The organism is Glutamicibacter sp. NPDC087344 (assembly GCF_044744225.1).
GTDB lineage: Bacteria > Actinomycetota > Actinomycetes > Actinomycetales > Micrococcaceae > Glutamicibacter.
This window is the reverse complement of record NZ_JBIUXY010000011.1, coordinates 1-21,673: the sequence shown is the minus strand read 5'-3', so window position 1 is coordinate 21,673 and position 21,673 is coordinate 1. Positions and strand designations below refer to the sequence as shown.

Below are 21,673 nucleotides of genomic sequence, written 5' to 3'. Positions count from 1 at the left end.
GGGTTTTAGGCCGTAGAGAATTCTACGCTGTGCTCATGGGCTTGCGCGAAGAACGCCAGCTCATGCTGGGAAGAACGGATAAACGCCTGGCGCATCCGCTCGCGCTGCGCACCATCGGCACGTTTCCAGGCATCGCGCACCAGCTCGATTGCCTGCGCGGTGGATTCATCGAACTCCACGCTGGCATAGGTCTTCAGCCAGTCCCCGTAAGGGTGGCCCGCATGATTGGCCGCGGCCAGGCGTTTGCCGATGTCCTGGTACAGCCAGTAGCACGGCAGGATCGCGGCGATCAGCTCCGGGTAGCTCCCGGTGCAGGAGGAGAGGTGGTTCACGTAATTCAGCGTGGTGGCCGACGGGTTGGCCAAACCCTGGCCCAGGTGGCTGCGGTGCAGCTGCAGCTCGCCCTCCAGGATTTCCCCGGCGCCCTTGGCCCAGAAACGCTGGGAATCCAGCTCGTCAGCCAGCGCGCTGGCCTGCGCGAGCACCTGCGCGTAACGCTGCAGGTACAACGCATCCTGCGCCAGGTAGTAGTCGAACTTCTCACGCTCCAGGCTGCCGTCGGCCAGTTCGGTGATGAACTGCAGCTCATCGATTCCCGCCCGCAGCACCGCGATGTCCTCCCACCAGGCGGCCATCGGATCGGCGCCAGGGAAAAAATCGATGAAGTGGTTCACCGGGCCGTGCCCTGTACCGACCTGGAGTTCATCGGCTCCGCCGATGGCCCGCTCAAGGTAGCCCTTGGCCGCGGCCAGGGCCTGGACCCAGTCCCCGGTGGCGGCGAAATGGGTTGCCAGCGCGCTGGAAAGGGTGCACCCGGTGCCATGGGTGTTCTCGGTGGCGATCCGCGGCGAGCTGAACTGGGCCAGCACCCCGCTTGCCGCCACCAGCGCATCCGGGCATTGGAGCCCGGACAGGTGCCCGCCCTTGGCCAGCACCAGCACCTGATGCTCGGCGGCCAAACGTTCGGCCTGCTCCAGCACCGCATCCCAGTCCTGCGCCGGGGCGGCACCCAGCAGGGCGCCGAGCTCGGCGATATTCGGGGTGATCACCGTGGCCCGCTGCAGCAACGGGTGCAGTCCCGCGGCGTCCTCCAGCAGCGCATCGCCGCTGGTGGCCACCATTACCGGGTCGAGCACCACCGGGACGCTGAGGGTATCCAGCCAGTCGGCCACCGCGTTGATGATCTCCTGGTTGGCCAGCATCCCGATCTTCACCACGTCGATGCGCACATCAGCGGCAACCGTCTGCAGCTGCGCGGTGACAAACTCACCGCCAATTGCCTGCACCCCGCTGACCCCGTGGGTGTTCTGGGCGGTCAGCGCGGTAATGACCGCCATGCCGTAACCGCCATTGGCGGCGATCGACTTCAGATCAGCCTGGATCCCGGCGCCGCCGGACGGATCGGAGCCTGCAATGGAGAGGATGTTTTTCATTTAGCCCCCTCCCACGCGGACACCAGCAGCGCACTGGCGGCGCGCGGATCATCGGCCTGGCACACCGGACGCACCACGGCCAGCCCGGCGCCGCCGGCCGTGCGAATAGCCGCGGCGTCATCCGCAGTCACCGCGCCGATCGCCACGCAGGGCAGGTCGCTTAACGACGCCCGGTGGGCGAACCCGTCAAGACCCAGCGGCGTGGGGTGGTCCTTTTTGGTGGGGGTCGCGCGCACCGCGCCAACCCCCAGATAGTTGATGAACTGCGCGTCGGCGTTTGCCTGGGCGATCTGCTCCGGTGTGGAGGCGCTGAGCCCGATGATCCCCTGGCCGATCAGCTCGCGGGCCAACCGCACCGGCACGTCCTTCTGCCCGATGTGGATGCCGCTCACCGCGGCACCCGCGGCCCGGGCCGCCAGGAACACGTCGATCCGGTCGTTGATCAGCAGTTCCGCCTTGCCTTCGGTCAGCTTCGCGGCCGCCAGCGCCAGCCCGAAGAATTCGCGCGCGCTTTCGTCCTTGGCGCGCAGCTGTACCCAGTGAATCCCGCCGGCCACGGCGGCTTCGATCACCTCAAGGGTGCTGTGCGGGGTGCAGCTGGCGGTGTTCGCCACCAGGTAGGCTCCAAGATCACGCATGGTTCTTCTCCTCACAATTCAGGGTCTCAAGGTCGGCGGGCTCAACGGCCGCCAGTGCATCCAGGAATGCCACGGCAAAACTGCCCGGGCCGGTGCTTGCCTGCAACGCCTTTTCGGCGGCCAGGCCGTAGAACCCGTGAGCCGCCACGGCGGCCTCGAAGGGGTCCTCATGCACCGCAAGCATTCCCGCGCACACCGCACCCAGGGCGCAGCCGCCCCCGGTGATCCGGGTCAGCCCGATGCCGTTGGTGTGCACCAGCACGGTGCGCCGCGCATCGATGATCGCATCGGCCTCACCGGAAATCGCAACCACCGAACCGTATTTCACGGCCAGCTCGCGTCCGGCGGCAATAGCCTGATGCACGCTGTCCAGCGAGTCCACCCCGCGCCCTGCGGACTCCCACCCGGCCAGCGCCATGATCTCCGAGGCGTTGCCGCGGATCAGGGTGGGCCGCTGGGTCACGATGCGTCGGGCGAACTCGGTGCGCACCGGCAATGCGCCGACGGCCACCGGATCCAGCACCCACGGGGTTCCGGCGGCGCTCGCCGACTCGACGGCTTCTTCGATGGCCGCCAATTGCTCGGTGGTCGGTGTGCCCAGGTTGACCAAAACCGCGGACGCCGCCGCGGCAAAGGGCCCGGCTTCCCCGGGAAGGTCGGTCATGGCCGGTGCGGCGCCGGAGGCAAGCAGCACATTGGCGGTGAAATTGGTGACCACGGCGTTCGTCAGGCAGAACACCAAGGGGGAGTTTTCCCGGTATTTACGGGCAACAACAGGTAGAGTCATGCGACATCCCTCCGCTAGCTTGACCTAGTTCAGGTTCAACGGGTTTTATCTCAGTCGGCTTTTCCGACACCCCGTGTCACTGTTCCCGAGGGTACGCAGGTTAGCGCGCAAGAACAAATTCTTAACGCGCCCGACGCTCAACCAGCGCCTTCACCGTCGCCGCATCCACCCCCAGGCTCGCGGCTAATTCCCAGACCCGGTCCACCGCCTGCACCAGATCCTCGTTCAGCACCTGGCTTCCGGCCAGCTCATTAACCACGGTTCCCGCGCGGCGCCGCGACGAAATCAGCCCCTCGGCTTCCAGTTCCTTATAGGCGCGGGCCACGGTTCCGGCGGCCACCCCCAGGTCGGTGGCCAGCGCGCGCACCGTTGGAAGTTTGTCTCCGGCGCGCAGCTCGCCCAGCGAGATCAGCGAGGCGATCTGGGTGCGGATCTGTTCATAGGGCGGCAGCGCCGAGTCCAGATCAACGGTGATCTGGGCGCTCATGCAAATTGCCTGTAAGGAATTGATGCCGTGGGTTTATTCAGAACCACCATAGAAGGAATGCAGAAGGGAATCAGCCCGATTGCCGTGAGCAATGGGCCAAGATCGTAAGTCCAGGTGGGCATCAATAACAGTACGCTGCACATCGTGCGAAGGAACCGGAACTCAAGGACCTGCCGGTACCAGATCTCTTCCTCCGAACTGAGTTTCCATGGGATCGCGCAATGGCGAACCCACCAGATCGCGGCAATAGCGCCGGCTGCAAGCGCCGTGATCACGCCAGCTGTTGCCCCTGGTGTTGCGGTGAGCAGCAGCGTCTGCGGATCGTGTGGCGGGGCGAATAAAAGATAGATTCCAGTTGCTGCCAGTATCCCGGCAACCCAGTAGAGGTAACGGGGCAGTGCGCGGGAGTGCCGTGGAAGATCCCGCGCGGCCCCGGCCATGAAGTGTCCATAGAAGGTCAGTGCGCTGGTGGTCAGCAGGTAAGACAGGGAGGCAAGCAGCATGACGAGCAGGGTGGAGAATGCATATTCGCCGATGACCGGGCGTTCCCAAAACTCCTCGGTCTCCCAGACGTAGGTAATGGACACACCGAAAACATACACGGACAACAAGGCTACCGTGGTGGCGACAAAAGCCAAGGCCAAAAGGTGGTCGCGAGCACGTCCGAACCCGTTGCGTGCGGCACGTTGACGTTCACCTTCAAAAGATGATTTCGGCGCCCAAAAGAACATCACCGCGCTGACTGCCAGCATGACGACATTTGCGAGATTCATCAAATTGCTGTCGGCAACTTCCGCCCAGGGGGATGTCGCGGCAAAACGGAGATTGTCTGCGATGATCACTGTTAAAAGGAACCCGCCGGTGCGCAACAACCGGTTCAGCCACAGTGAACGTATCACCTGATTATCGTGATGGGTGATTCCGTTTAACGGTCGGCGGCGCAGGGTCACCAGTGCCAGAATCGCCATGGTAGCTATCAGCACAACAATCAGCAGTGCCGAGCAGAGCAGTGTCCGCTCACCGGACAGGACGCCGCTCTGGGCCTCCATTGTCATTATTTGTCCGGCGACGACAATCTCAACGGCAGGTACCGGTGCGAAACCCGGTTGGTGAAGCATGGGCCATAAGCTGGCTACCGATAATGCGACGAGTACGCTCACGGTAGCGAGCAAGCGTCTGGGTATCGGGGTGGTCAACGAACGCGACTCAAGCGACGCGCTGCGCACGCTTTTGAGTTCACGCGGCCAGCTGTAGAGTCCGATGAGGTACACGGTCCCGAGCCAGAGGGCCGGACTGAGCACGTCGAGCCAGAAACCCGGCGTGGAGAATTGGGCAGAATTTTCGGCGGTGGTCGACCAGAAGGACTCACCTGAGGTCGAGGTGCTGGCGAAGAACGCGATCAGGGCGCACCAGAAAGAATGCGATTTGGCGCGAGCCAGTGGGGGTGAATTCCTGTTACGAGCCACAGCTCTGAGCCAGACGTAGATGATTCCGGCCATGAGGGCTAGCCCGAAAGTGGTCGACGAAATATCCTGCATGCTCGTTAATGTATCAACTAATTGATACAAAAGAAAGGTATTCGCAGGAGGACGGGCACCGCCGCCACCCACCGCCGAGCCTCACGGGTGATGCCGGACCTCCAGCCTCGATCCGCCATCAGAACGGCAGCGGAAGTTTTGAGGTGCGTCCCCCGTCTGCCACGATAATCTGCCCGGTAATGAATGCCGAGGCGCTCGACGCGAGGAAAACCGCCAGGTCGCCAATGTCGTGCGGCTTCCCCACGCGACCTACCGGATGCATCCTGATTAATTCCTGCTGGGCCTGGGCTGGATTCTGTTGCGCCTGGATGTAGTTTTCACTCAAGGCGGAGGTAATCCAGCCCGGCGCGATGGCATTGCAGCGGATGCCGAACGCACCCAAATCCACCGCCAGGGCATTGGTCAGGCCATGGATCGCCGCCTTTGACGCGCAGTAGGCCGCATGCTCGGGGTTGGCGGCTATTCCTTCGATTGAACCGATGTTGATGATGCTTGCCTCCCCGCTGTTTTTCAGGTGGGGCAGGGCGGCCTGGACCAAAAACAGCGGCGCGGTCAGGTTCACGGACATCATCTGGTTCCATTCATCCAGGCTGATCTCATCCACGCTCCGTTCGAACATGATTCCCGCATTATTCACCAGGACATCGAGCCCGCCAAAGTGCTCGACAACCTCTGTTACCACCGAGGCGATGGAAACAGTGTTGCTCAGGTCGGCCTTCACCAGCAGCACCCGGTCGGCGGGGAGGTCCTGGATACTCGCGATGTTGCGCTGCGCGATGGCCACCAGCGCACCTTCGTCCAGGAATCGTTCAACGATGCCGCGGCCGATGCCTTGCCCGCCGCCGGTGACCAGCACAATTTTTCCCTGCAATTTCATTTTCTAGGCTCCTTGGGTAACGATGCGCACGGTATTGGACAGCGTGCCGATATCTTGGATTTCGACATTCACTTCATCGCCTTCCTTCAAGCCGACCGGCGGATTGCGGAAGACTCCCACCCCGGCCGGGGTGCCGGTGAGGATCACGTCTCCTGGCTCCAGGGTGGCGGTGCGCGAGGCGAAGCTGATCAGCTGGGCGACGGAGAAAATCATCTGGGAGGTGTTCGAGCTCTGCAGCACCTCGCCGTTGAGCCGCAGCGTGATAACAAGATTCTGCGGATCCGGGATCCGGGCGGCGGGAACCAGCTGCGGACCGATCGGGCAGAAGGTATCCAGCGACTTTCCGCGAACCCACTGCCCGTCGTTGAACTGCAGATCGCGCGCCGAGATGTCGTTGGCGCACAAGTACCCTGCGACGTAGTCCAGCGCTTCTTCTTCCGCGACGTTCCGTGCGGTCCGCCCGATCACCACCGCCAGTTCGGCTTCGTAGTCGGTGCGAATACCCTCGGGGATGTGGATTTCCGCCCCGTCGCCGATCAGCGTGTTCGGCCACTTGGCGAACAGCAACGGTGAAGCCGGTGCTGGCACTCCGGCCTCGATTGCATGGTCCAGGTAGTTCAACCCGACACAGATGACCTTGGAGGGGCGGGTGATGGGCAGGTTCTGCTGCTGGAGGGCAAGGCTCGGAGCCTGAAGCTCAGAATATGCATATTTTGTCATGGAAGAATAATATGCATATTCGATATTTCGCGTCAATACCTCGTCGCGAGAGCCTGATGCCGAGCGCGGTAGGATTTTTGTATGGCCGAAACCCTCCCTGCCCCGCAATTAGCGAGAACAATCGCCGGAAGCATTGCGGCGCAATTGCGAGCCGAGATCACCTCGGGGCAGATCCCTGCCGGGGAAAAATTACGCCAAAACGAGTTGGCCAAACGTTTTGGAGTCAGCAGCACACCCGTGCGTGAGGCAATCGCCCAATTGCGCATCGAAGGCCTGGTCAGTTTCGAACCGCAGCGCGGAGCCACGGTGTTCAAGCCATCCGTCGCCCAAGTCCGCGAGCAATACCTGATCCGCATCGAACTCGAAGCGCTGGCCATCCGCCAGGCCGCCGAAGTTTTCACCCCGCACGACGCGCCAGCCCTGGAGGCGATCCTGGCCGAATTGGCGGTTTGCGCGGATCCGGCGCGCACCGTGGAGCTGAACAACCAATTCCACACCGGCCTCTACGGGCTGTCGGGCATGCATCAGCTAGCGGCCCTCATCAACAACCTGCGTGTCTCCTCCAGCGCGTACCTGCAGATTTACGCAAGCACCAACAGCGCTTCGCCGCGGATTGCCCAAGAGCATCAAAACATCCTGGATGCCTGCAAAAACAATGATCCCGAGGCGGCGGACCAGGCCATTCGCAGCCACTTGGGTGCCAGCCTGGAACACATCACCGCGGCATTGGATTCCGCCGGGCAGTGACCTCTCCCCGCGCGAATCGATGGTTGTTAACCAAGAAAACCGGTTGCAAGCGGGTCATCTTCGGCCCGTTGACGTAGTCTCGGTTTATGGGTCTGTTTACTTCCAATCCGCTGCCCGATCCCGTCGGCGACTTCGCGCCGCCGGTGGATGAGCATCCGTCAAAAATCGCCGCCACGCTAAGCCACCTGCGGCACTCGGCCGACAGCCGCATTACCCATCCGCGGCGCTTCCGTGTGCAACAGCTGCGCGCCCTGGAAAAGATGCTTGACGAGCACCTGGATGATTTCCTCACCGCGCTGAACGAGGATCTTGGCAAGGGGGCCACCGAAGCCAAATTCTCAGAGGTCGACGTGGTGCGCGCGGAGATCGATTTTGCGCTGCGCCACCTGGCCGAGTGGATGGATCACACCAACGTCAAGGTGCCGCTGGCCCTGCAGCCTGCCATGGCCAAGATCGAGGCGCGCCCGCTGGGTGTGGTGCTGATCATCGGCCCCTGGAACTACCCGCTCCAGCTGATGCTGGCCCCGCTGGTCGCGGCCATCGCCGCCGGAAACGCGGCGGTTCTCAAACCCTCGGAAATCGCCCCCGCAACCTCCGGCGCACTGGCCAAGTTCCTGCCGGTGTACTTGGATAACCGGGTGTTCGCGGTGATCGAGGGCGGGGTGGACACCGCCACCGAGCTGCTGGCCGCGCGCTGGGACCACATCTTTTTCACCGGAGGGGAGAAGGTCGCCAAGGTGGTTGCCGCCGCGGCCGCCAAACACCTGACCCCCACCACCCTTGAGCTGGGCGGCAAGTCCCCGGCCGTGGTGGACAATCAGCTGCCGGCCACCGCCAAACGTCTGGCCTACGCAAAATTCATGAATGCGGGCCAAACTTGTGTGGCGCCGGACTATGTGCTGAGCATCGGGGATTCGACGCCGCTGATTGATCGCCTGGGCCAGAGCATCACCAGCTTCTACGGCAAGGAGCCGCTGACCCACCCGGACTTCGGGCGGATTGCCAGCCGCCGGCATTTCCAACGCCTGCTGGACATGTTCGAGCAGGGCGAGGTGGTGCACGGCGGCCAATTCGACGAGGCGACCTTGCGGATCGCCCCTACCATCATGCGCAACGTCGAGCTGGACGGCACGCTGATGCACGAGGAAATTTTCGGCCCGATCCTGCCGGTGATTCAGGTGGCGTCCTTCGAGGAGGCGCTTGAATTCATCGCGGCCCGACCCACCCCGCTGGCCGCGTACCTGATGAGTGAAAGCCCGCGCCTGCAGTCGATCTTCTCCGACCGGGTGCGCGCCGGGGCGATCGTGCACAACGCGCCGCTGGCCCAGATGATTGTTCCATCCCTGCCCTTCGGTGGTGTTGGGGCCAGCGGAATGGGCTCCTACCATGGCAAGCATGGATTCGACCGTCTTTCGCAAATGCGCTCAGAACTGAGCAAAACTACGGTGGTTGACACCTTGAGCGCGATATATCCTCCATATTCATGGGCTAAGCGAAAGATTATTGATCGCTTACTGTAGCGCGGTTCATAGCGTTTTAGCTTGCCAGGGTGCTTGGATTGAAAGGTTGAAATTTTCTAGGCACCAGGAGCTGTAACGCATGAGTGAGCCCGCACCGTCCAAGGACGGTCTGACGCGTGGTCTCAAGGCCCGCCACTTGCAGATGATTGCAATTGGCGGATCGATCGGAACCGGATTATTTGTCGCCTCCGGCGGCACCATCGCCCAGGCTGGTCCGGGAGGATCGCTCATCGCCTATGGCCTGATCGGCCTGATGGTGCTGCTGCTGATGCAGTCGCTGGGGGAAATGAGCGCGCGGCTGCCGGTGGCTGGCTCCTTCCAGACCTATGCCACGGTCTTCGTCAATCGCCACTTCGGGTTTGCGATCGGCTGGAACTACTGGTTCAACTGGGCCATTACTGTGGCGGCCGAGCTGGTGGCCGCCGGCATCATCATGTCCTACTGGTTCCCGGATTCACCCAGCTGGATCTGGGCCGGGCTCTTCCTGGTGCTGCTCACGGGGCTGAACGCCCTGTCCGCCAAGGCCTTCGGCGAGGGGGAATACTGGCTGGCGATGATCAAGGTCATCACCGTGATCGTGTTCCTGATCTGCGGTGTGGCCATGATTTTCGGCATCCTCGGCGGCACGTCGCCGGGCTTTAGCAACTGGACCCAGGGCGAGGCGCCGATCGTCGGGGGCTGGCTGTCCATCGTTTCGGTCTTCATGATCGCCGGCTTCTCCTTCCAGGGCACCGAACTGGTTGGCGTGGCCGCCGGCGAGGCGGAAAACCCCAAACGCGACATCCCCAAGGCGATCAAGGCGATCTTCTGGCGCATCATGCTGTTTTACATCGGCGCGATCTTCATCATCGGCATGCTGATTCCGTACACCGACCCGACGCTGCTGTCCTCCGAGGCGACGGACATCGCGGCCTCGCCATTCACCATGGTGTTCGAGCGTGCAGGCATCGCCTTCGCGGCGGCGCTGATGAACGCGGTAATCCTCTCCGCCATCCTCTCGGCCGGCAACTCTGGCTTATATGCCTCGTCGCGCATGTTGTATTCGATGGCCCTCGACGGCAAGGCGCCCAAGATTTTCGCCAAGCTGAACCGCCGCGGAGTGCCGCTGCCGGCCATGCTGATGACCGCCTCGGTAGGGCTCTTCGGCTTTTTGACCGCGATCATCGGGCAGGGCGCGGCCTACACCTGGCTGCTGAATGTCTCGGGCCTGTCCGGATTCATCGCCTGGGTGGGGATCGCGGTCTGCCACTATCAATTCCGCAAACAGTATCTTGCCAGTGGCCAGGACCTGGCCAACCTGCCCTACAAGGCGCCGCTGTTCCCGCTGGGGCCGATCTTGGCCTTTGTGATCCTGATTGTTGTCATCGCCGGCCAGAACTACCAGGCGGTGCTCGATGGAAATCTTTTGCAGATGGCCTCCAGCTACATTGGCCTGCCGCTGTTCCTGCTGCTGTGGCTGGGGCACTGGCTGGCTACCCGCAAGCAGCCAGCCGTGAAGATCGACCCCTGGAGCACGAAGCTGAACTAGGCGTTCAACGCCGCATCAACAATCACCCGGGCCTCGCGCAGCACCTGCGCCAAGTGCTCGGGTGATTTTGTCGACTCTGCATAGATTTTGTAGATGTCTTCGGTGCCCGAGGGGCGCGCCGCGAACCAGGCGTGTTCGCTGGAAACCTTCAGCCCGCCAATCTCGAAACCGGCGGCCTGCGTGATCTTGCCGGTGATCGGATCCCCGGCAAGCTCGGTGGCGCTGACCATTGCCGGGTTCAGCTTGCCCAGCAGGGCCTTCTGCTCGCGGTTGGCCGGGGCGTCGAAACGGTCGTAGAAACTTCCCCCGTGGCGGGCGACCAGCTCGGCATGGATCTGGCTTGGGCTCTTTCCGGTGACCGCGCGGATCTCGCTGGCCAGCAGGGCCAGCATGATGCCGTCCTTGTCCGTGCTGAAGGCCCGCCCGGCCAGGTCCAGGAAGCTTGCCCCGGCCGATTCCTCCCCGCAGAAAGCCACGTCGCCGGAGGCCAACGGCTCCACAAAGTACTTGAAGCCCACCGGGACTTCCAACAGCTCGCGCCCCTGGGCCGCCACCACGCGGTCGATCAGCACCGAGGAAACCAGTGTTTTGCCGATCTTCGCATCCGCCGGCCACTGCGGGCGGTGGGTGAGCAGGTAGTCGATGGCCACCGCCAAGAAGTGGTTCGGGTTCATCAGCCCGGCATCTGGGGTGACAATGCCGTGGCGGTCGGCATCCGCGTCGTTGCCCGTGGAAATGTCGTAGGTTTCCCGGTTGGCGACCAGCGAGGCCATGGCATGGGCCGAGGAGCAGTCCATCCGGATCTTGCCGTCCTTGTCCAGGGACATGAAACCGAAACGCGGATCCACCGCCTCATTGACCACACTTAGGTTCAGCCCGTAACGACGGCCGATCTCACCCCAGTAGTACGCCGAGGCGCCGCCCAGCGGATCTGCGCCGATGGAGATTCCGGAGTCGGCGATCGCCTGGAAATCGATCACCTGCGCCAGATCGGCAATATACAGCTCGCGGAAGTCGAATGCCGTGGCATCCGGGGTTCCGCGTTTGATCTGCTCGCTTCCCAGCAGTTCATTGGCGCGCGCCGCGATGGGGCCGGTGATCTCGGATTCGGCAGGCCCTCCGTGCGGCGGGTTGTACTTGATGCCGCCGTCGGCCGGAGGATTGTGCGACGGGGTGATGATCAACCCGTCCGCCTGCTCGCCGCTGGGGGCGTTGTGGACCAAGATGGCGTGGCTCACCGCCGGGGTGGGGGTCAGGCCGTCTTCGGCGAGCACCCGGACCCCGTTTCCGGCCAGCACCTCAAGCGCGGTGCGGTAGGCGGGTTCGGACAATGCGTGGCTGTCCTTGCCCACATACATCGGTCCGGTGATGCCGGCCGCGGTGCGGTAATCCACCACCGCCTGGGTGATGGCCGCGATATGCGCCTCATTAAACGTGCCGTTCAGCGAGCTGCCGCGGTGGCCGGAGGTACCGAAAATAACTGCCTGATCCGGGTTGCTGGAGGAAGGGACAATGTCCGCGTAGGCCTTGAGAACCGCGTCGAGGTCGATCAGATCGGTTTCCTGCGCCGGCAGGCCGGCTCGTTCGTGTGCCACTGTGTGTCTCTCCTAGCTGGTGCGATGTCCACAAGTTCATAGACAATAGAAAGTGATGAGCTACTACCCATACCCGCAAAACCCCTACCAGCGACCTCCGGAATCCTCCGGACTGTCGGTGGCGTCGTTGGTGCTCGGCATCCTCTCGATACTGGGCTTCGCCTTTATTATCCTAGTTCCGCTGGCTGGAGTCATCACCGGGCACCTAGGTTACCGCCGGGAACCGGCCTCTCGGGGCCTGGCCCTGGGAGGCCTGATCACCTCCTGGATTTCCCTGGTGATCGCGGTGGTGGTTTATGCGTTCATCATCTGGCTGATCTTCTGGGTGCCGGAGACGTTCTACGAGTATTCGGATTACGTGTACGAAGATCTGGACTACACCTAAAAAGACCGCGGTGTGCTATCTTATCGATAATCGTTGTTAACGAATATCGATAGGGCTGTTGCGATCATGCTATTTTCATCGCTGCTGATACTTTGCCTGCTGGCGGTGCTAGTCGTTCTCGGAATTGCTTACGCGCTGCGCGGCAGGGCATCCAGCGCGGGCGGTGTTCTCGCCTTCACCAGGGTCATCGCATGGATCGGGCTGATCCTGATCAGCGGTTCGGCGCTCCTTGGCATCGTGACCGCGCTTGCCAATGGGGAGATGAACGTCCAGGTGCCGGTTGAGCCCTACTGGCCGCAGTATCCTTCGGTCATCAGCGTCACTCCTGACCATGCAGGAACCGTGCACAGCGAAATCACGACGGTCTCGGTCACCGCAACGAACCTGAGCTTTGCAACGCGTGGACTGTTGGCCGCAGGCATGCTGGTCTCCGGGCTGGCCGCGGCCGCGGTGCTGGCGGCGGTCATCACCCTGTGCAACAAACTTATTTCCGCCAAGCCGTTCAGCGGCTCCCTGCTGCGAATGGGCAGGCTCTCTGCCGGCGCTCTGGCCTTTGGAACCCTGCTCGGCCAGACGCTTACCGGTATTGGCACTTACCGGGTGGGCGAAGAAACACTGAGGGTCGACGGGTATGCGAGTGTGGGCGAGCAAGAATTTCCCGGTTCCTCCCCCTGGCCGGAGCCGACCTTCTCCATCAATTATGAATTCGGGCCGTTGTTTATGGCCCTGGCCATTTTAGTCGTGGTTGAGCTGGTGAATGCTGGAATGCGCTTGGCTCGGCAGAACGAGCGGTTGAAGCACGATACCGACGGGTTGGTGTAGCTGGTGGAACTTCGCGGTGTGCATTGCCGGTTGACCGAACTGCTTGCCGAACGCGAGATGACCGTGGCTCAGCTCAGCGAATTGGTCGACGTGTCGGTGGTGAACCTGTCGGTCCTGAAAAATGACCGCGCCAAGGCGATCCGGTTCAGTACCCTGATCGCCATTTGCCATGCGCTGGATTGCGAGATCGGCGACCTGCTGGTGCTGCGTTAAAAACCGCGGCGCGGACCTCCTCCAGGAAGGTCCGCGCCGCGGTATTGCTGTTCTTAGAGCCTAGTGGATCGAGCCCATCAGCTTCTTCAGGCCTGGGGTGGCTGCCATCATGGCGAGACCCAGGACGACGGCGGTGCCGCCCATGGCGATGAAGTAAGGGATCTCGTTGCCCTCGGTGTAGTAGCCGGCGAGCACCCCGGACAGGGTGGTGCCTAGCGATACCGACAGGAAGAACAGGGCGATCATCTGGGTGCCGAAGGCGGCCGGAGCCAGCTTCGTGGCGATGGCCTGGCCGACCGGTGAAAGCAGCAGCTCGGCGAAGGTGCACAGCAACAGGATTCCCACCAGCGCCAGCAGCGGGGTCTTCTCGAAGGACTCCAGCGGAATGAAGAGCAGGAACGCGGCTCCCACGATCACCAGCGACAGGCCGAACTTAATCGAGGTGCGCGGCTGGCGCTTGCCCAGCTTCGTCCACAACGCGGCGAAAACGCCGGCGAAGATGATGATGAAGACCGGGTTGATCGAGGTAACCCAGCTCGGCGGCATTTCCCAGCCGCCCAGGTGGCGGTCCAGCCGCTGATCGGAGTACGCGGCGATGAAGGTGAACTGCTGCTGGAACAGGGCCCAGAAGGCGGCCGAACCAATATAGAACGGAATGAACGCCCAGACCTGCTTGCGCTCGGTGGCATTGACCTTCTTGCTGCGCAGGATCAGTGCGAAGTAGATGACCGAGGCGCCGATGACAACGTAGGCGATGGTGCTGGCCAAGTTTTCCGGGGTCACGATCTTGCTGGCGAATGCGGCGATGATCAGGATTAGAACCGCGGCGTAGATCACCACGTAGCGCTTGCGCTCGGACGCCGGCAGCGGGTTGTTCGGGATGCGCCCGGCCCCGGGCAGGTTCTTGCGGCCGGCGGCGTAGATGCCCAGGCCGATGCCCATGCCGATCGCCGCGGCGGCGAAGCCCACGTGGAAGCCGTAGGTGACCTGCAGCCAGCCGGTGAGCAGCGGGCCGATCAACCCGCCGATGTTCACACCCATGTAGAACAGCGAGAACCCGGCGTCGATCCGCGGATCGTCCTTGGCGTACAGCGAGCCGACCAGGGCGACGGCGTTGGCCTTCAGGCCTCCGGAACCGACTGCCACCAGGACCAGGCCGGCAACCAGACCGACGTAGCCCGGAAGCACCGCCAGGCCGATGTGGCCGAGCATGATGGCCACGGCCGAGCAGAACAAGACCCGCTCCGAACCGAATAGGCGGTCGGCGAACCAGGCGCCCAGGATCGTGGACAGGTAGACGGCGCCGCCATAGGCTCCCACCAGGGACAGGGCCAGGCCCTGCTCCATGCCGAGGCCGCCATCGGTGACCGAATAGTACATGTAGTAGGCCAGCAAACCCTGCATGCCGTAGAAGGAGAAACGTTCCCACATCTCGACGCTGAACAGGTTTGCGAGCGTGCCCGGATGGCCAAAAAAGGTTTTGGCCGGGCGTTGAGTGCTCGGTGTTGCAGTAGACATACGTAATATTTTTCGCCTTTCGACAGGCGAGTACCTACTTCTGTCGGAAAGTTCACATTGAGATCTGCAACGCTAAAGCCAGCAGCATCCCCTCATCCGAACGCGGAGAAATCAGCTGAATCCCCAGTGGGAGGCCCTCTTTACTGGTACCCACGGGTACGGTAATCGCGGCGGCCGAGGCGACGTTCACCATGGAGCTGAAGGGGGAGTATTGGCACTGCAACATATAATCGCGTTGCGCCGAACCTTGGGTATAGTGCCCCACCAGCGGCGGGACTCCAGCCAGGGCCGGGGTCGCGATCACGTCGTACGCCGACCACTGCCGGATGAAGTCGGCCGCGATCTGCCTGATGCGGGTGGCCGCTTGGGCGCTGTCCTTGGCGCTGCGCTCCTGCGAACGGCGCCGGAAGTCGCGCGCCAGGACACCCAACTTCGATTCATCATCCAGCACCAGGTCCTTCAGCCCGTTGGTCCACACCGCGGCGAACGCCTCCGGGTAGTCCTCGGCATAGGCCAGCCGCGCCAGCTCGACATGGTGCGCCTGTCCAAGCCGGGTGAGCCCCGCGGTGAACGCCTCCTGCGCCTCGGGGGACACGGTGATCTCATAGGCGCTCTGGAAGGGCGAATGGGTGCTGTAGCCGATCCGCAGATTTGCCAGCTCCTGCGGGTAGCCGCCGCGCAGCAACGGCAGGTAGTGATCCGACCCGCGCATGGTGTCCAGCAGCAGGGCCGCATCCAGCGCGTCGTGGGCCAAGGGACCCGAAACCGTGAGTTTGGGAGCGCCAAACCTGTCGCTGTAGCCTTCCAGCACATCGCTGGGCACGCGGCCCAGCGAGGGTTTGAGCCCCACCAGCCCGCAGGCCGCGGCCGGGATGCGCACCGAGCCCCCGCCATCCGAGCCGGGGCCGAGCGGGATCAGGCCCGCGGCCACCGCCGCCGCCTGCCCGCCGGAGGACCCGCCGGAGGATCGGGTCGGGTCGTGCGGGTTGCGCGAGGGGGCGGCAATGAGGTTTTCCGAATAGCTGCTCAACCCGAACTCCGGCACCTGGGTTTTGCCCAGGAACACCACCCCGTCGGCGCGCAGCCGGGCGGCAAGCGCCGAATCCCGCGGCGCCCTCACGTGTTCCACCGCCGCCGAGCCATAACTGGTGGGCATCCCCGCCACGTCGTTCAGGTCCTTGAGCGCGGTGGGCATCCCGTGCATCCTGCCCAGCTGCTCGGGGTGTTTCGCAAACACCTCATCGGCCCGCGCGGCCGCATCCATGGCGGCGTCGCTGACATGTACAAAGGCGCCCAGGGCGCGCTGCTTGTCGATCTGCTGCAGGTAGTGCGCGGTGGCCTCGCGGCTGGAGATTTCACCGCTGGCCAACTGATCACGCAATCTCACGGCGCTTGAGGGCAACATATCAGCTTTCGACGCAGGAATGACTAGTCTTTAAAGCAAACACCCAATCGAAAAGGAATTCCAGCCATGAGCGACTTCGAAACCGTCACAGTGAACAACGTCCCCAAGGACGCATTTATCTTGGATGTGCGCGAGGACTTCGAGTGGGAAGCCGGGCATGCCGCGGGAGCCACCCACGTGGTGCTGGGCACGCTTCCCGAGCGCGTTTCCGAATTGGATCCGGACGTGGACACCTACGTCATCTGCCGCACCGGCGGGCGTTCGGCGCAGGCCGCCGCCTGGCTGACCGGTTTGGGTTACACCGCGTTCAACATTGCCGGCGGATCCGACGCCTGGATCGAAGCCAATTTGCCCATGGAATCAGAAAATGGTCAGGAGCCTAGCGTTCGATGAAATACGCCTATCTTGGTCCTTCGGGAACCTTCACCGAATCCGCGCTGCTGCAGCTGGACGGTGCCCGCGAGGCCGAGCGGATTCCCGCCGCCAACGTCAACGTCGCCCTGTCAATGGTGCGCGAGGGGGACGTGGACGCGGCCGTGGTGCCCATCGAGAACTCCGTGGAGGGCGGGGTCTCGGCGACACTTGACTCCATTGCCACCGGAGACTCGCTGCAGATCGTGGCCGAAATCCTGGTGCCGATCACCTTTGTGCTCGCGGCGCGCGCCGGAATTACCGAGCTGAGCCAGATCAAACAGGTGGCAACCCACGGCCACGCCTGGGCGCAGTGCCGGCTGTGGGCCGAAGCCAATATCCCGGCGGCGGTTTTCACCCCGGCCTCCTCCACCGCCTCCGGCGCGCTGGGACTGCTGGATCCCGAGCAGCACCACGACGCGGCCATCTGCAGCCCCCTGGTCGCCGACGAACGCGGGCTCAACGTGCTGGTGCGCGGGGTTGAAGACAACCTCGGCGCGGTCACCCGGTTCATCCTGGTCACCCGCCCGGGGCAAATCCCGGAACCTACCGGGGTGGATAAATCAACATTGATTCTGCCGCTGACCGAGGACCGCCCGGGTGCCCTGATGGGGATCCTGGAGCAGTTCACCGCGCGCGGGGTCAACCTCTCGCGGATCGAATCCCGTCCGACCGGCCAGGGGCTGGGAAGCTACTTCTTCTCGGTGGATGTGGAAGGCCACGTCGCCGAGGAACGTGTCTCCGCGGCCCTGTCCGGGCTGCACCGCTTGTGCCCGGAACTGCGGTTCCTGGGGTCTTACCCGGCCGCCGCGGGTACCCGCCCGTTCATCGATACGCACAACTCGGATGACGCGTTTATCGAAGCGCGCCAATGGGTGCAGGCGCTGCGCGATCGCCTTTAGGGGGTTCGCAGGCGCAACGAACCGGGGCTGACCGACACCTCAAGTTCGTTGACCTGGCCGGTGGGATCCCCGTCGATCTGCGTGTTCATTGGTTCAGCGCAGCGCAGGGAGATCCCGCTGGTCTGGTAGAAACTCATGACCGGGATCTTGTTTTTCGCCCGGAACGCGGTCTTCAGGAAGATCCAGGTCCACCCGGCGGCCGACCGCGGCGATAACACCACCGCGTCGAGCACCCCGTCATCAAGTTTCGCATCCGGCACGAAGTCCAGCCCCTGCAGTTTGCCCACGTTGGCGAACAGCACCGAGCGGACCTTGCGGGTCTGCCAATTGGAGTCCCCGGAGAGCTTGAAGTGCACCCGTTTGCGCCGGCCCGGCAGCTGGCGCAAACCCGCCTGCGAGTACGCCAGCCAGCCGACCTTGGACTTCATCTCTTCATCGGTGTCGTCAAACAGGTCGGCGTCGGTTCCCACCCCGGCAATCACCAAAAATGCGTGATCCGCGGTGCTGCCGTCAAGCAGATTCAGTTTCATGTGGCCGACGTCGATGCGCCGCACGGTGCCGCGCACCGCCACAAAGGCGGCGGTTTGCAGGTCGTCGAGGGGGATTTGGACATTGCGCGCCAGCAGGTTTCCGGTGCCCAGCGGGATGATTCCCAAGGTGGTTTGGGTGCCTTCCAGGGCTTCGGCCACGGCGCGAATGGTTCCATCGCCGCCGGCGGCAACAATTGTGTCGCACCCGGCTGCCAGCGCTTTCTGCGCCGCATCCTGCCCGGCGTTCTGCACGGTGGTGTTAAAAATCAGCGGTTCGTCCAGCCCCGCTTCGGCGCACACCCGAGCGACCGCCTGAGTCGCATTCTCCCCTCCTGACTTGGAGGGATTGATGATCAGCGCGACCTTGCGGGGCTCCGCCTGGGCGACCGCCTCGGCAGGCCTGCTCAGGGGTTTATTCGACTGCGAAAGCTTGCGCACCGAATACCAGCTGGTCGCCGCGGCGGCAGCGGCCGCGGCCGCGGCAGAGAAAATGATCGCCCTATTTGTCTGCATAGTGCTCTCATCGTACTCATGGTTGCTACGCTTAATGTGTGATCGACCTGAAAATGCTCACCGAAAATCCGGATTTGTACCGCGCTTCGCAACGTGCCCGCGGTGCCGACGAGTCGCTGATCGACCAGCTCATTGAAGCTGACACAGCCCGTCGAGAGACCATCGCCACCTTTGAGCGCCTGCGTGCAGAGCAGAACGCGTTCTCCAAAAAGGTAGGCAAGGCCAAGGGCGAGGAGCGCACCGCGCTGCTTGCTGAGGTTAAAGAACTTGCCGCGTCGGTTAAATCCGCGCAGGCCGCCTCCGATGAGGCAGGTGCGAAGTCCGTGGCGTTGCAGCGCTCAATTCCGAACCTGATCATCGACGGCATTCCTGCCGGCGGCGAGGACGACTTCACCGTGGTCAAACACGTGGGCACCCCGCGCGATTTTGCCGCAGAGGGCTTCGAACCGCTTGACCACCTGCAGATCGCAGAGAAGCTCGACGCCATTGACATGGAACGCGGCGCCAAGGTCTCCGGCTCCCGCTTCTACTTCCTCAAGGGCATTGGCGCGCGCCTGGAAATCGCCATGATGAACATGGCCTTGGACGTGGCCATGGAGCACGGCTTCATTCCGATGATCACCCCGACCCTGGTTCGCCCGGAAACGATGCAGGGCACCGGTTTCGACGTCGAGCACGACGACGAGATCTACAAGCTGGAGCGTGATGACCTGTACCTGGTCGGCACCTCCGAGGTGGCCCTGGCCGGGTACCACGCCAACGAGATCATGGACCTGTCCGACGGACCGATCCGTTACGCCGGTTGGTCCTCCTGCTACCGCCGCGAGGCCGGTTCGGCAGGCAAGGACACCCGCGGAATCATCCGTGTGCACCAGTTCAACAAGCTTGAGATGTTCGTTTACACCGCGGTGGAAAACGCCGAGGCGGAGCATCAGAAGCTGCTGGCCATGGAAGAAGACATGCTCGGCCGCATGGAGCTTGCCTACCGTGTCATCGACACGGCCGCTGGCGACCTGGGCATGAGCGCCGCCCGCAAGTTCGACTGCGAGGCGTGGGTTCCGACTCAGGAGACCTTCCGCGAACTGACCTCGACCTCGAACTGCACCACCTTCCAGGCTCGCCGCCTGAACATCCGCGAACGCGAGATCGTTGACGGCAAGCCAGGCAAGACCCGCGCGGTAGCCACCCTGAACGGCACGCTGGCCACCACCCGCTGGATCGTCGCAATCCTGGAAACGCACCAGAACGCGGACGGCACCGTGAACGTGCCGAAGGCGCTGCAGCCATACCTCGGTGGGCTGGAAGTCCTCAAGTAAAAAACGGGAAAGCCGGCCTTCGGGCCGGCTTTTCTGCTTAAGGCAGGTGGTGTTTCACCTGTTGTTCACCCGCGCTTGTGCTGCGGATCATCGCATTATTCCTCCGGTGATGGTTCACTGGGGACATGACAGTTTTAACTAGAACCGGCAACGATGACCGGTTGAACACACGAAAATTGATGATTTGCCTCGACGTTGACGGAACGATCGTCAACCATCAGGGACAGATGAGCGAGCGCGTGCGCCGCAGTGCCCGCCAGGTGGTGGACCGCGGACACGAGGTGGTGATTTCCACCGGACGTTCGCTGGGTGCCGCGTTGCCCATCGTCCGCGAGCTGGGCATAGACCACGGCTACGTGGTGGCCAGCAATGGCGGCGTCCTGGCCAAGGTCAGCGGCGAGCAAGTAGAAGTACTCCACCGCGAAGTTTTTGATCCCTCGCTGGCTCTGGCCGCGCTGTGGCGCTCGCTGCCGAACGCCAAATACGCGCTGGAGAATGAACGCGGAGAATTTCTGTCCAGCGATGTTTTCACCGATGCAAGTTTCGGGGCGCAAGCCCAGGTGGTGGACTTCGACGAGCTGGTCAACAGCATGGCCGTGCGTGTGGTGGTGTTTTCAACCGATGCCACGGCGGAGGACTTCGGGCGTGCGGTGCAGGGCCTGGGACTCTCCGGGGTCACGTACTCGGTCGGCTGGACCGCGTGGCTGGACATCGCCGCGGAGGGAACGACCAAGGCCAGCAGCTTGGAACGGCTGAGGGCCATCCTGAAGTTCGATACCGATGACACCTTGGCCGTGGGCGACGGGCGCAACGATATTGAGATGCTCCAGTGGGCCGGGCTCGGCGTCGCCATGGGGCAGGCTCCGGACGAGGTCAAGGACGTCGCGGATGCAATTACCGATGGTGTTGACGACGATGGCTTGGCGGTAGTCCTCGAGGAACTCCTGCAACGGTGAGTTAGTCTTCTGGGTCCGGGTGAGGATCGATAAACACTTCACGGACCAGTTTTCTCCCGCGGACCCACTTCGAGCGAGCTAGCAACTCCGGGAATTTCCGGTGCCGGTACCCGGTCACCGGTGGAGCGACCGATTGATAGTACGCCCCGGTGCCGGGGTTGATCCTGATGGTGTGCAGGGGGAAGCATTCTTCGATGGGCACTTCGATCCAGTTCGGGGATTCTTTGGCCTTGTTGCACAGACTACAGCGACCATCAGCATTAAGTACGTTGGTAGGTCCGCCCAGGTGGTGGGGGATGACGTGGTCGGTTTCTTCGACCAGTTGGTCGCAGTAGGGGGTGCGGCAGTGCTTGTCGCGGATCTTGATGAACTCCCGCAGGGATTTGGGGAAGATCCTGGCTTTGGAGTCCATGGCGATCAGTTCGGTGTCTCCGGGGGCGGTGTAGAGGCGTTGGATTTCGGGGAAGGACTCGATGCGGCGGGCGAGGTCGTCGTGGTCCTTGGGGTATTGGTGGAAGTAGTTCTCGTTGCGGATTTCGGCGGCGGCGATCAGTTCCCTGGCGTGTTGGGCGGGGATGTTTCCGTAGCCTTCGAGGTAGGCGGGGGTGCGGGTGCCCAGGAACAGGGTTTTGTCGGTCATGATCAGCCGGATGTCCAGTTTCAGGGGGAGTTTGTCGGGGTGTCCTTGGACGGCGTGGCCGATGAACAGGTCTGCTTCGAGTTGGGCGAGGGTGCGTGGGTCGCCGTGTTGGCGGAGTTTGCGGGCTCTTTTGCGCAGGCTTTGTTGCAGGGCGATGCCGGTGGCCAGGGGGAGTTTGCCGCTGATGTTCAC

22 protein-coding genes and 1 riboswitch are annotated in these 21,673 nt (G+C 63.0%); of the genes, 10 read left to right on the top strand and 12 right to left on the bottom strand.

Going from position 1 to position 21,673, the window contains the following annotated elements; genetic code table 11:
* Positions 1–5 precede the first annotated feature (5 nt).
* The 7 genes from thiD to ACIOWL_RS17260 form a co-directional block, all read right to left on the bottom strand.
* Positions 6–1,433: a bifunctional hydroxymethylpyrimidine kinase/phosphomethylpyrimidine kinase gene (gene thiD, locus ACIOWL_RS17290; protein ID WP_400387901.1), complete on the bottom strand. Its 1,428-nt coding sequence runs from the start codon at positions 1,431–1,433 to the stop codon at positions 6–8.
* Positions 1,430–2,071 (bottom strand): thiamine phosphate synthase, encoded by a 642-nt coding sequence (thiE, locus tag ACIOWL_RS17285; protein WP_400387898.1) that lies wholly within the window; start codon positions 2,069–2,071, stop codon positions 1,430–1,432. The genes thiD and thiE overlap by 4 nt, the downstream gene beginning before the upstream one ends.
* On the bottom strand, positions 2,064–2,858 hold the full coding sequence (gene thiM / locus ACIOWL_RS17280) for a hydroxyethylthiazole kinase (protein WP_400387895.1): 795 nt from the start codon (positions 2,856–2,858) through the stop codon (positions 2,064–2,066). Before thiM ends, thiE begins: the two co-directional genes overlap by 8 nt.
* Positions 2,848–2,942: riboswitch (TPP riboswitch) on the bottom strand. Its footprint overlaps the gene before it by 11 nt.
* Before the next feature lie 37 nt (positions 2,943–2,979).
* The gene (locus ACIOWL_RS17275; RefSeq protein ID WP_400387892.1) at positions 2,980–3,345 is read right to left on the bottom strand and encodes a GntR family transcriptional regulator; all 366 of its coding nucleotides are present in this window, start codon (positions 3,343–3,345) and stop codon (positions 2,980–2,982) included.
* Positions 3,342–4,955: a hypothetical protein gene (locus ACIOWL_RS17270; protein ID WP_400387890.1), complete on the bottom strand. Its 1,614-nt coding sequence runs from the start codon at positions 4,953–4,955 to the stop codon at positions 3,342–3,344. The genes ACIOWL_RS17275 and ACIOWL_RS17270 overlap by 4 nt, the downstream gene beginning before the upstream one ends.
* A gap of 46 nt (positions 4,956–5,001) precedes the next feature.
* Positions 5,002–5,760, bottom strand: coding sequence for an SDR family NAD(P)-dependent oxidoreductase (locus ACIOWL_RS17265; RefSeq protein WP_400387887.1), 759 nt, complete (start codon positions 5,758–5,760; stop codon positions 5,002–5,004).
* 3 nt (positions 5,761–5,763) lie between these two features.
* A complete protein-coding gene (locus ACIOWL_RS17260; RefSeq protein WP_400387884.1) occupies positions 5,764–6,480 on the bottom strand; it encodes a fumarylacetoacetate hydrolase family protein in 717 nt (238 codons plus the stop codon).
* An 81-nt stretch (positions 6,481–6,561) separates the two neighbouring features.
* Here ACIOWL_RS17260 and ACIOWL_RS17255 point away from each other — a divergent pair, with 81 nt between their 5' ends.
* From ACIOWL_RS17255 to ACIOWL_RS17245, 3 genes are all read left to right on the top strand, one after another.
* The gene (locus ACIOWL_RS17255) at positions 6,562–7,227 is read left to right on the top strand and encodes a GntR family transcriptional regulator (RefSeq protein ID WP_400387881.1); all 666 of its coding nucleotides are present in this window, start codon (positions 6,562–6,564) and stop codon (positions 7,225–7,227) included.
* Positions 7,228–7,313: 86 nt separating this feature from the next.
* Positions 7,314–8,747, top strand: coding sequence for an aldehyde dehydrogenase family protein (locus ACIOWL_RS17250; RefSeq protein ID WP_400387878.1), 1,434 nt, complete (start codon positions 7,314–7,316; stop codon positions 8,745–8,747).
* Positions 8,748–8,826: 79 nt separating this feature from the next.
* Positions 8,827–10,275, top strand: a complete 1,449-nt coding sequence (locus tag ACIOWL_RS17245; RefSeq protein WP_400387875.1) for an amino acid permease — start codon at positions 8,827–8,829, stop codon at positions 10,273–10,275.
* Here the strand turns inward: ACIOWL_RS17245 and pgm are convergent.
* Positions 10,272–11,870, bottom strand: a complete 1,599-nt coding sequence (gene pgm, locus ACIOWL_RS17240) for a phosphoglucomutase (alpha-D-glucose-1,6-bisphosphate-dependent) (protein ID WP_400387872.1) — start codon at positions 11,868–11,870, stop codon at positions 10,272–10,274. The genes ACIOWL_RS17245 and pgm overlap by 4 nt on opposite strands.
* A 55-nt stretch (positions 11,871–11,925) precedes the next feature.
* Between pgm and ACIOWL_RS17235 the strand changes: the two genes are divergently transcribed.
* The 3 genes from ACIOWL_RS17235 (at position 11,926) to ACIOWL_RS17225 (ending at position 13,290) form a co-directional block, all read left to right on the top strand.
* Complete coding sequence (locus tag ACIOWL_RS17235) at positions 11,926–12,255, top strand: DUF4190 domain-containing protein (protein WP_400387869.1); 330 nt, start codon at positions 11,926–11,928, stop codon at positions 12,253–12,255.
* 66 nt (positions 12,256–12,321) lie between these two features.
* Complete coding sequence (locus ACIOWL_RS17230) at positions 12,322–13,077, top strand: hypothetical protein (RefSeq protein ID WP_400387867.1); 756 nt, start codon at positions 12,322–12,324, stop codon at positions 13,075–13,077.
* Between the two features lie 3 nt (positions 13,078–13,080).
* On the top strand, positions 13,081–13,290 hold the full coding sequence (locus ACIOWL_RS17225) for a helix-turn-helix domain-containing protein (RefSeq protein WP_400387864.1): 210 nt from the start codon (positions 13,081–13,083) through the stop codon (positions 13,288–13,290).
* Between the two features lie 60 nt (positions 13,291–13,350).
* Here ACIOWL_RS17225 and ACIOWL_RS17220 read toward each other — a convergent pair whose 3' ends face one another.
* Positions 13,351–14,808: a peptide MFS transporter gene (locus tag ACIOWL_RS17220; protein WP_400387861.1), complete on the bottom strand. Its 1,458-nt coding sequence runs from the start codon at positions 14,806–14,808 to the stop codon at positions 13,351–13,353.
* Between the two features lie 52 nt (positions 14,809–14,860).
* A complete protein-coding gene (locus ACIOWL_RS17215; protein WP_400387858.1) occupies positions 14,861–16,213 on the bottom strand; it encodes an amidase in 1,353 nt (450 codons plus the stop codon).
* Positions 16,214–16,279: 66 nt separating this feature from the next.
* Between ACIOWL_RS17215 and ACIOWL_RS17210 the strand changes: the two genes are divergently transcribed.
* Both ACIOWL_RS17210 and pheA read left to right on the top strand, forming a co-directional pair.
* Positions 16,280–16,606 carry a rhodanese-like domain-containing protein gene (locus ACIOWL_RS17210; protein WP_400387855.1) on the top strand — a complete coding sequence of 109 codons (327 nt, stop codon included), beginning with the start codon at positions 16,280–16,282 and terminating at the stop codon, positions 16,604–16,606.
* Positions 16,603–17,526 carry a prephenate dehydratase gene (gene pheA, locus ACIOWL_RS17205; RefSeq protein ID WP_400387852.1) on the top strand — a complete coding sequence of 308 codons (924 nt, stop codon included), beginning with the start codon at positions 16,603–16,605 and terminating at the stop codon, positions 17,524–17,526. Before ACIOWL_RS17210 ends, pheA begins: the two co-directional genes overlap by 4 nt.
* Here pheA and ACIOWL_RS17200 read toward each other — a convergent pair.
* Positions 17,523–18,569, bottom strand: coding sequence for a diacylglycerol/lipid kinase family protein (locus tag ACIOWL_RS17200; protein WP_400387849.1), 1,047 nt, complete (start codon positions 18,567–18,569; stop codon positions 17,523–17,525). The genes pheA and ACIOWL_RS17200 overlap by 4 nt on opposite strands.
* 38 nt (positions 18,570–18,607) lie before the next feature.
* Between ACIOWL_RS17200 and serS the strand changes: the two genes are divergently transcribed.
* Together serS and ACIOWL_RS17190 are read left to right on the top strand one after the other, a co-directional pair.
* Positions 18,608–19,885, top strand: a complete 1,278-nt coding sequence (gene serS / locus ACIOWL_RS17195) for a serine--tRNA ligase (protein ID WP_400387846.1) — start codon at positions 18,608–18,610, stop codon at positions 19,883–19,885.
* 125 nt (positions 19,886–20,010) lie between these two features.
* Entirely contained in the window at positions 20,011–20,841 is an 831-nt protein-coding gene (locus ACIOWL_RS17190) for an HAD family hydrolase (RefSeq protein WP_400387843.1), read from the top strand.
* 1 nt (position 20,842) lies between these two features.
* On the opposite strand, the gene ACIOWL_RS17185 is transcribed toward ACIOWL_RS17190, so the two are convergent.
* On the bottom strand, positions 20,843–21,673 hold an 831-nt coding region (locus tag ACIOWL_RS17185), incomplete at its 5' end, for an HNH endonuclease (protein ID WP_400387840.1).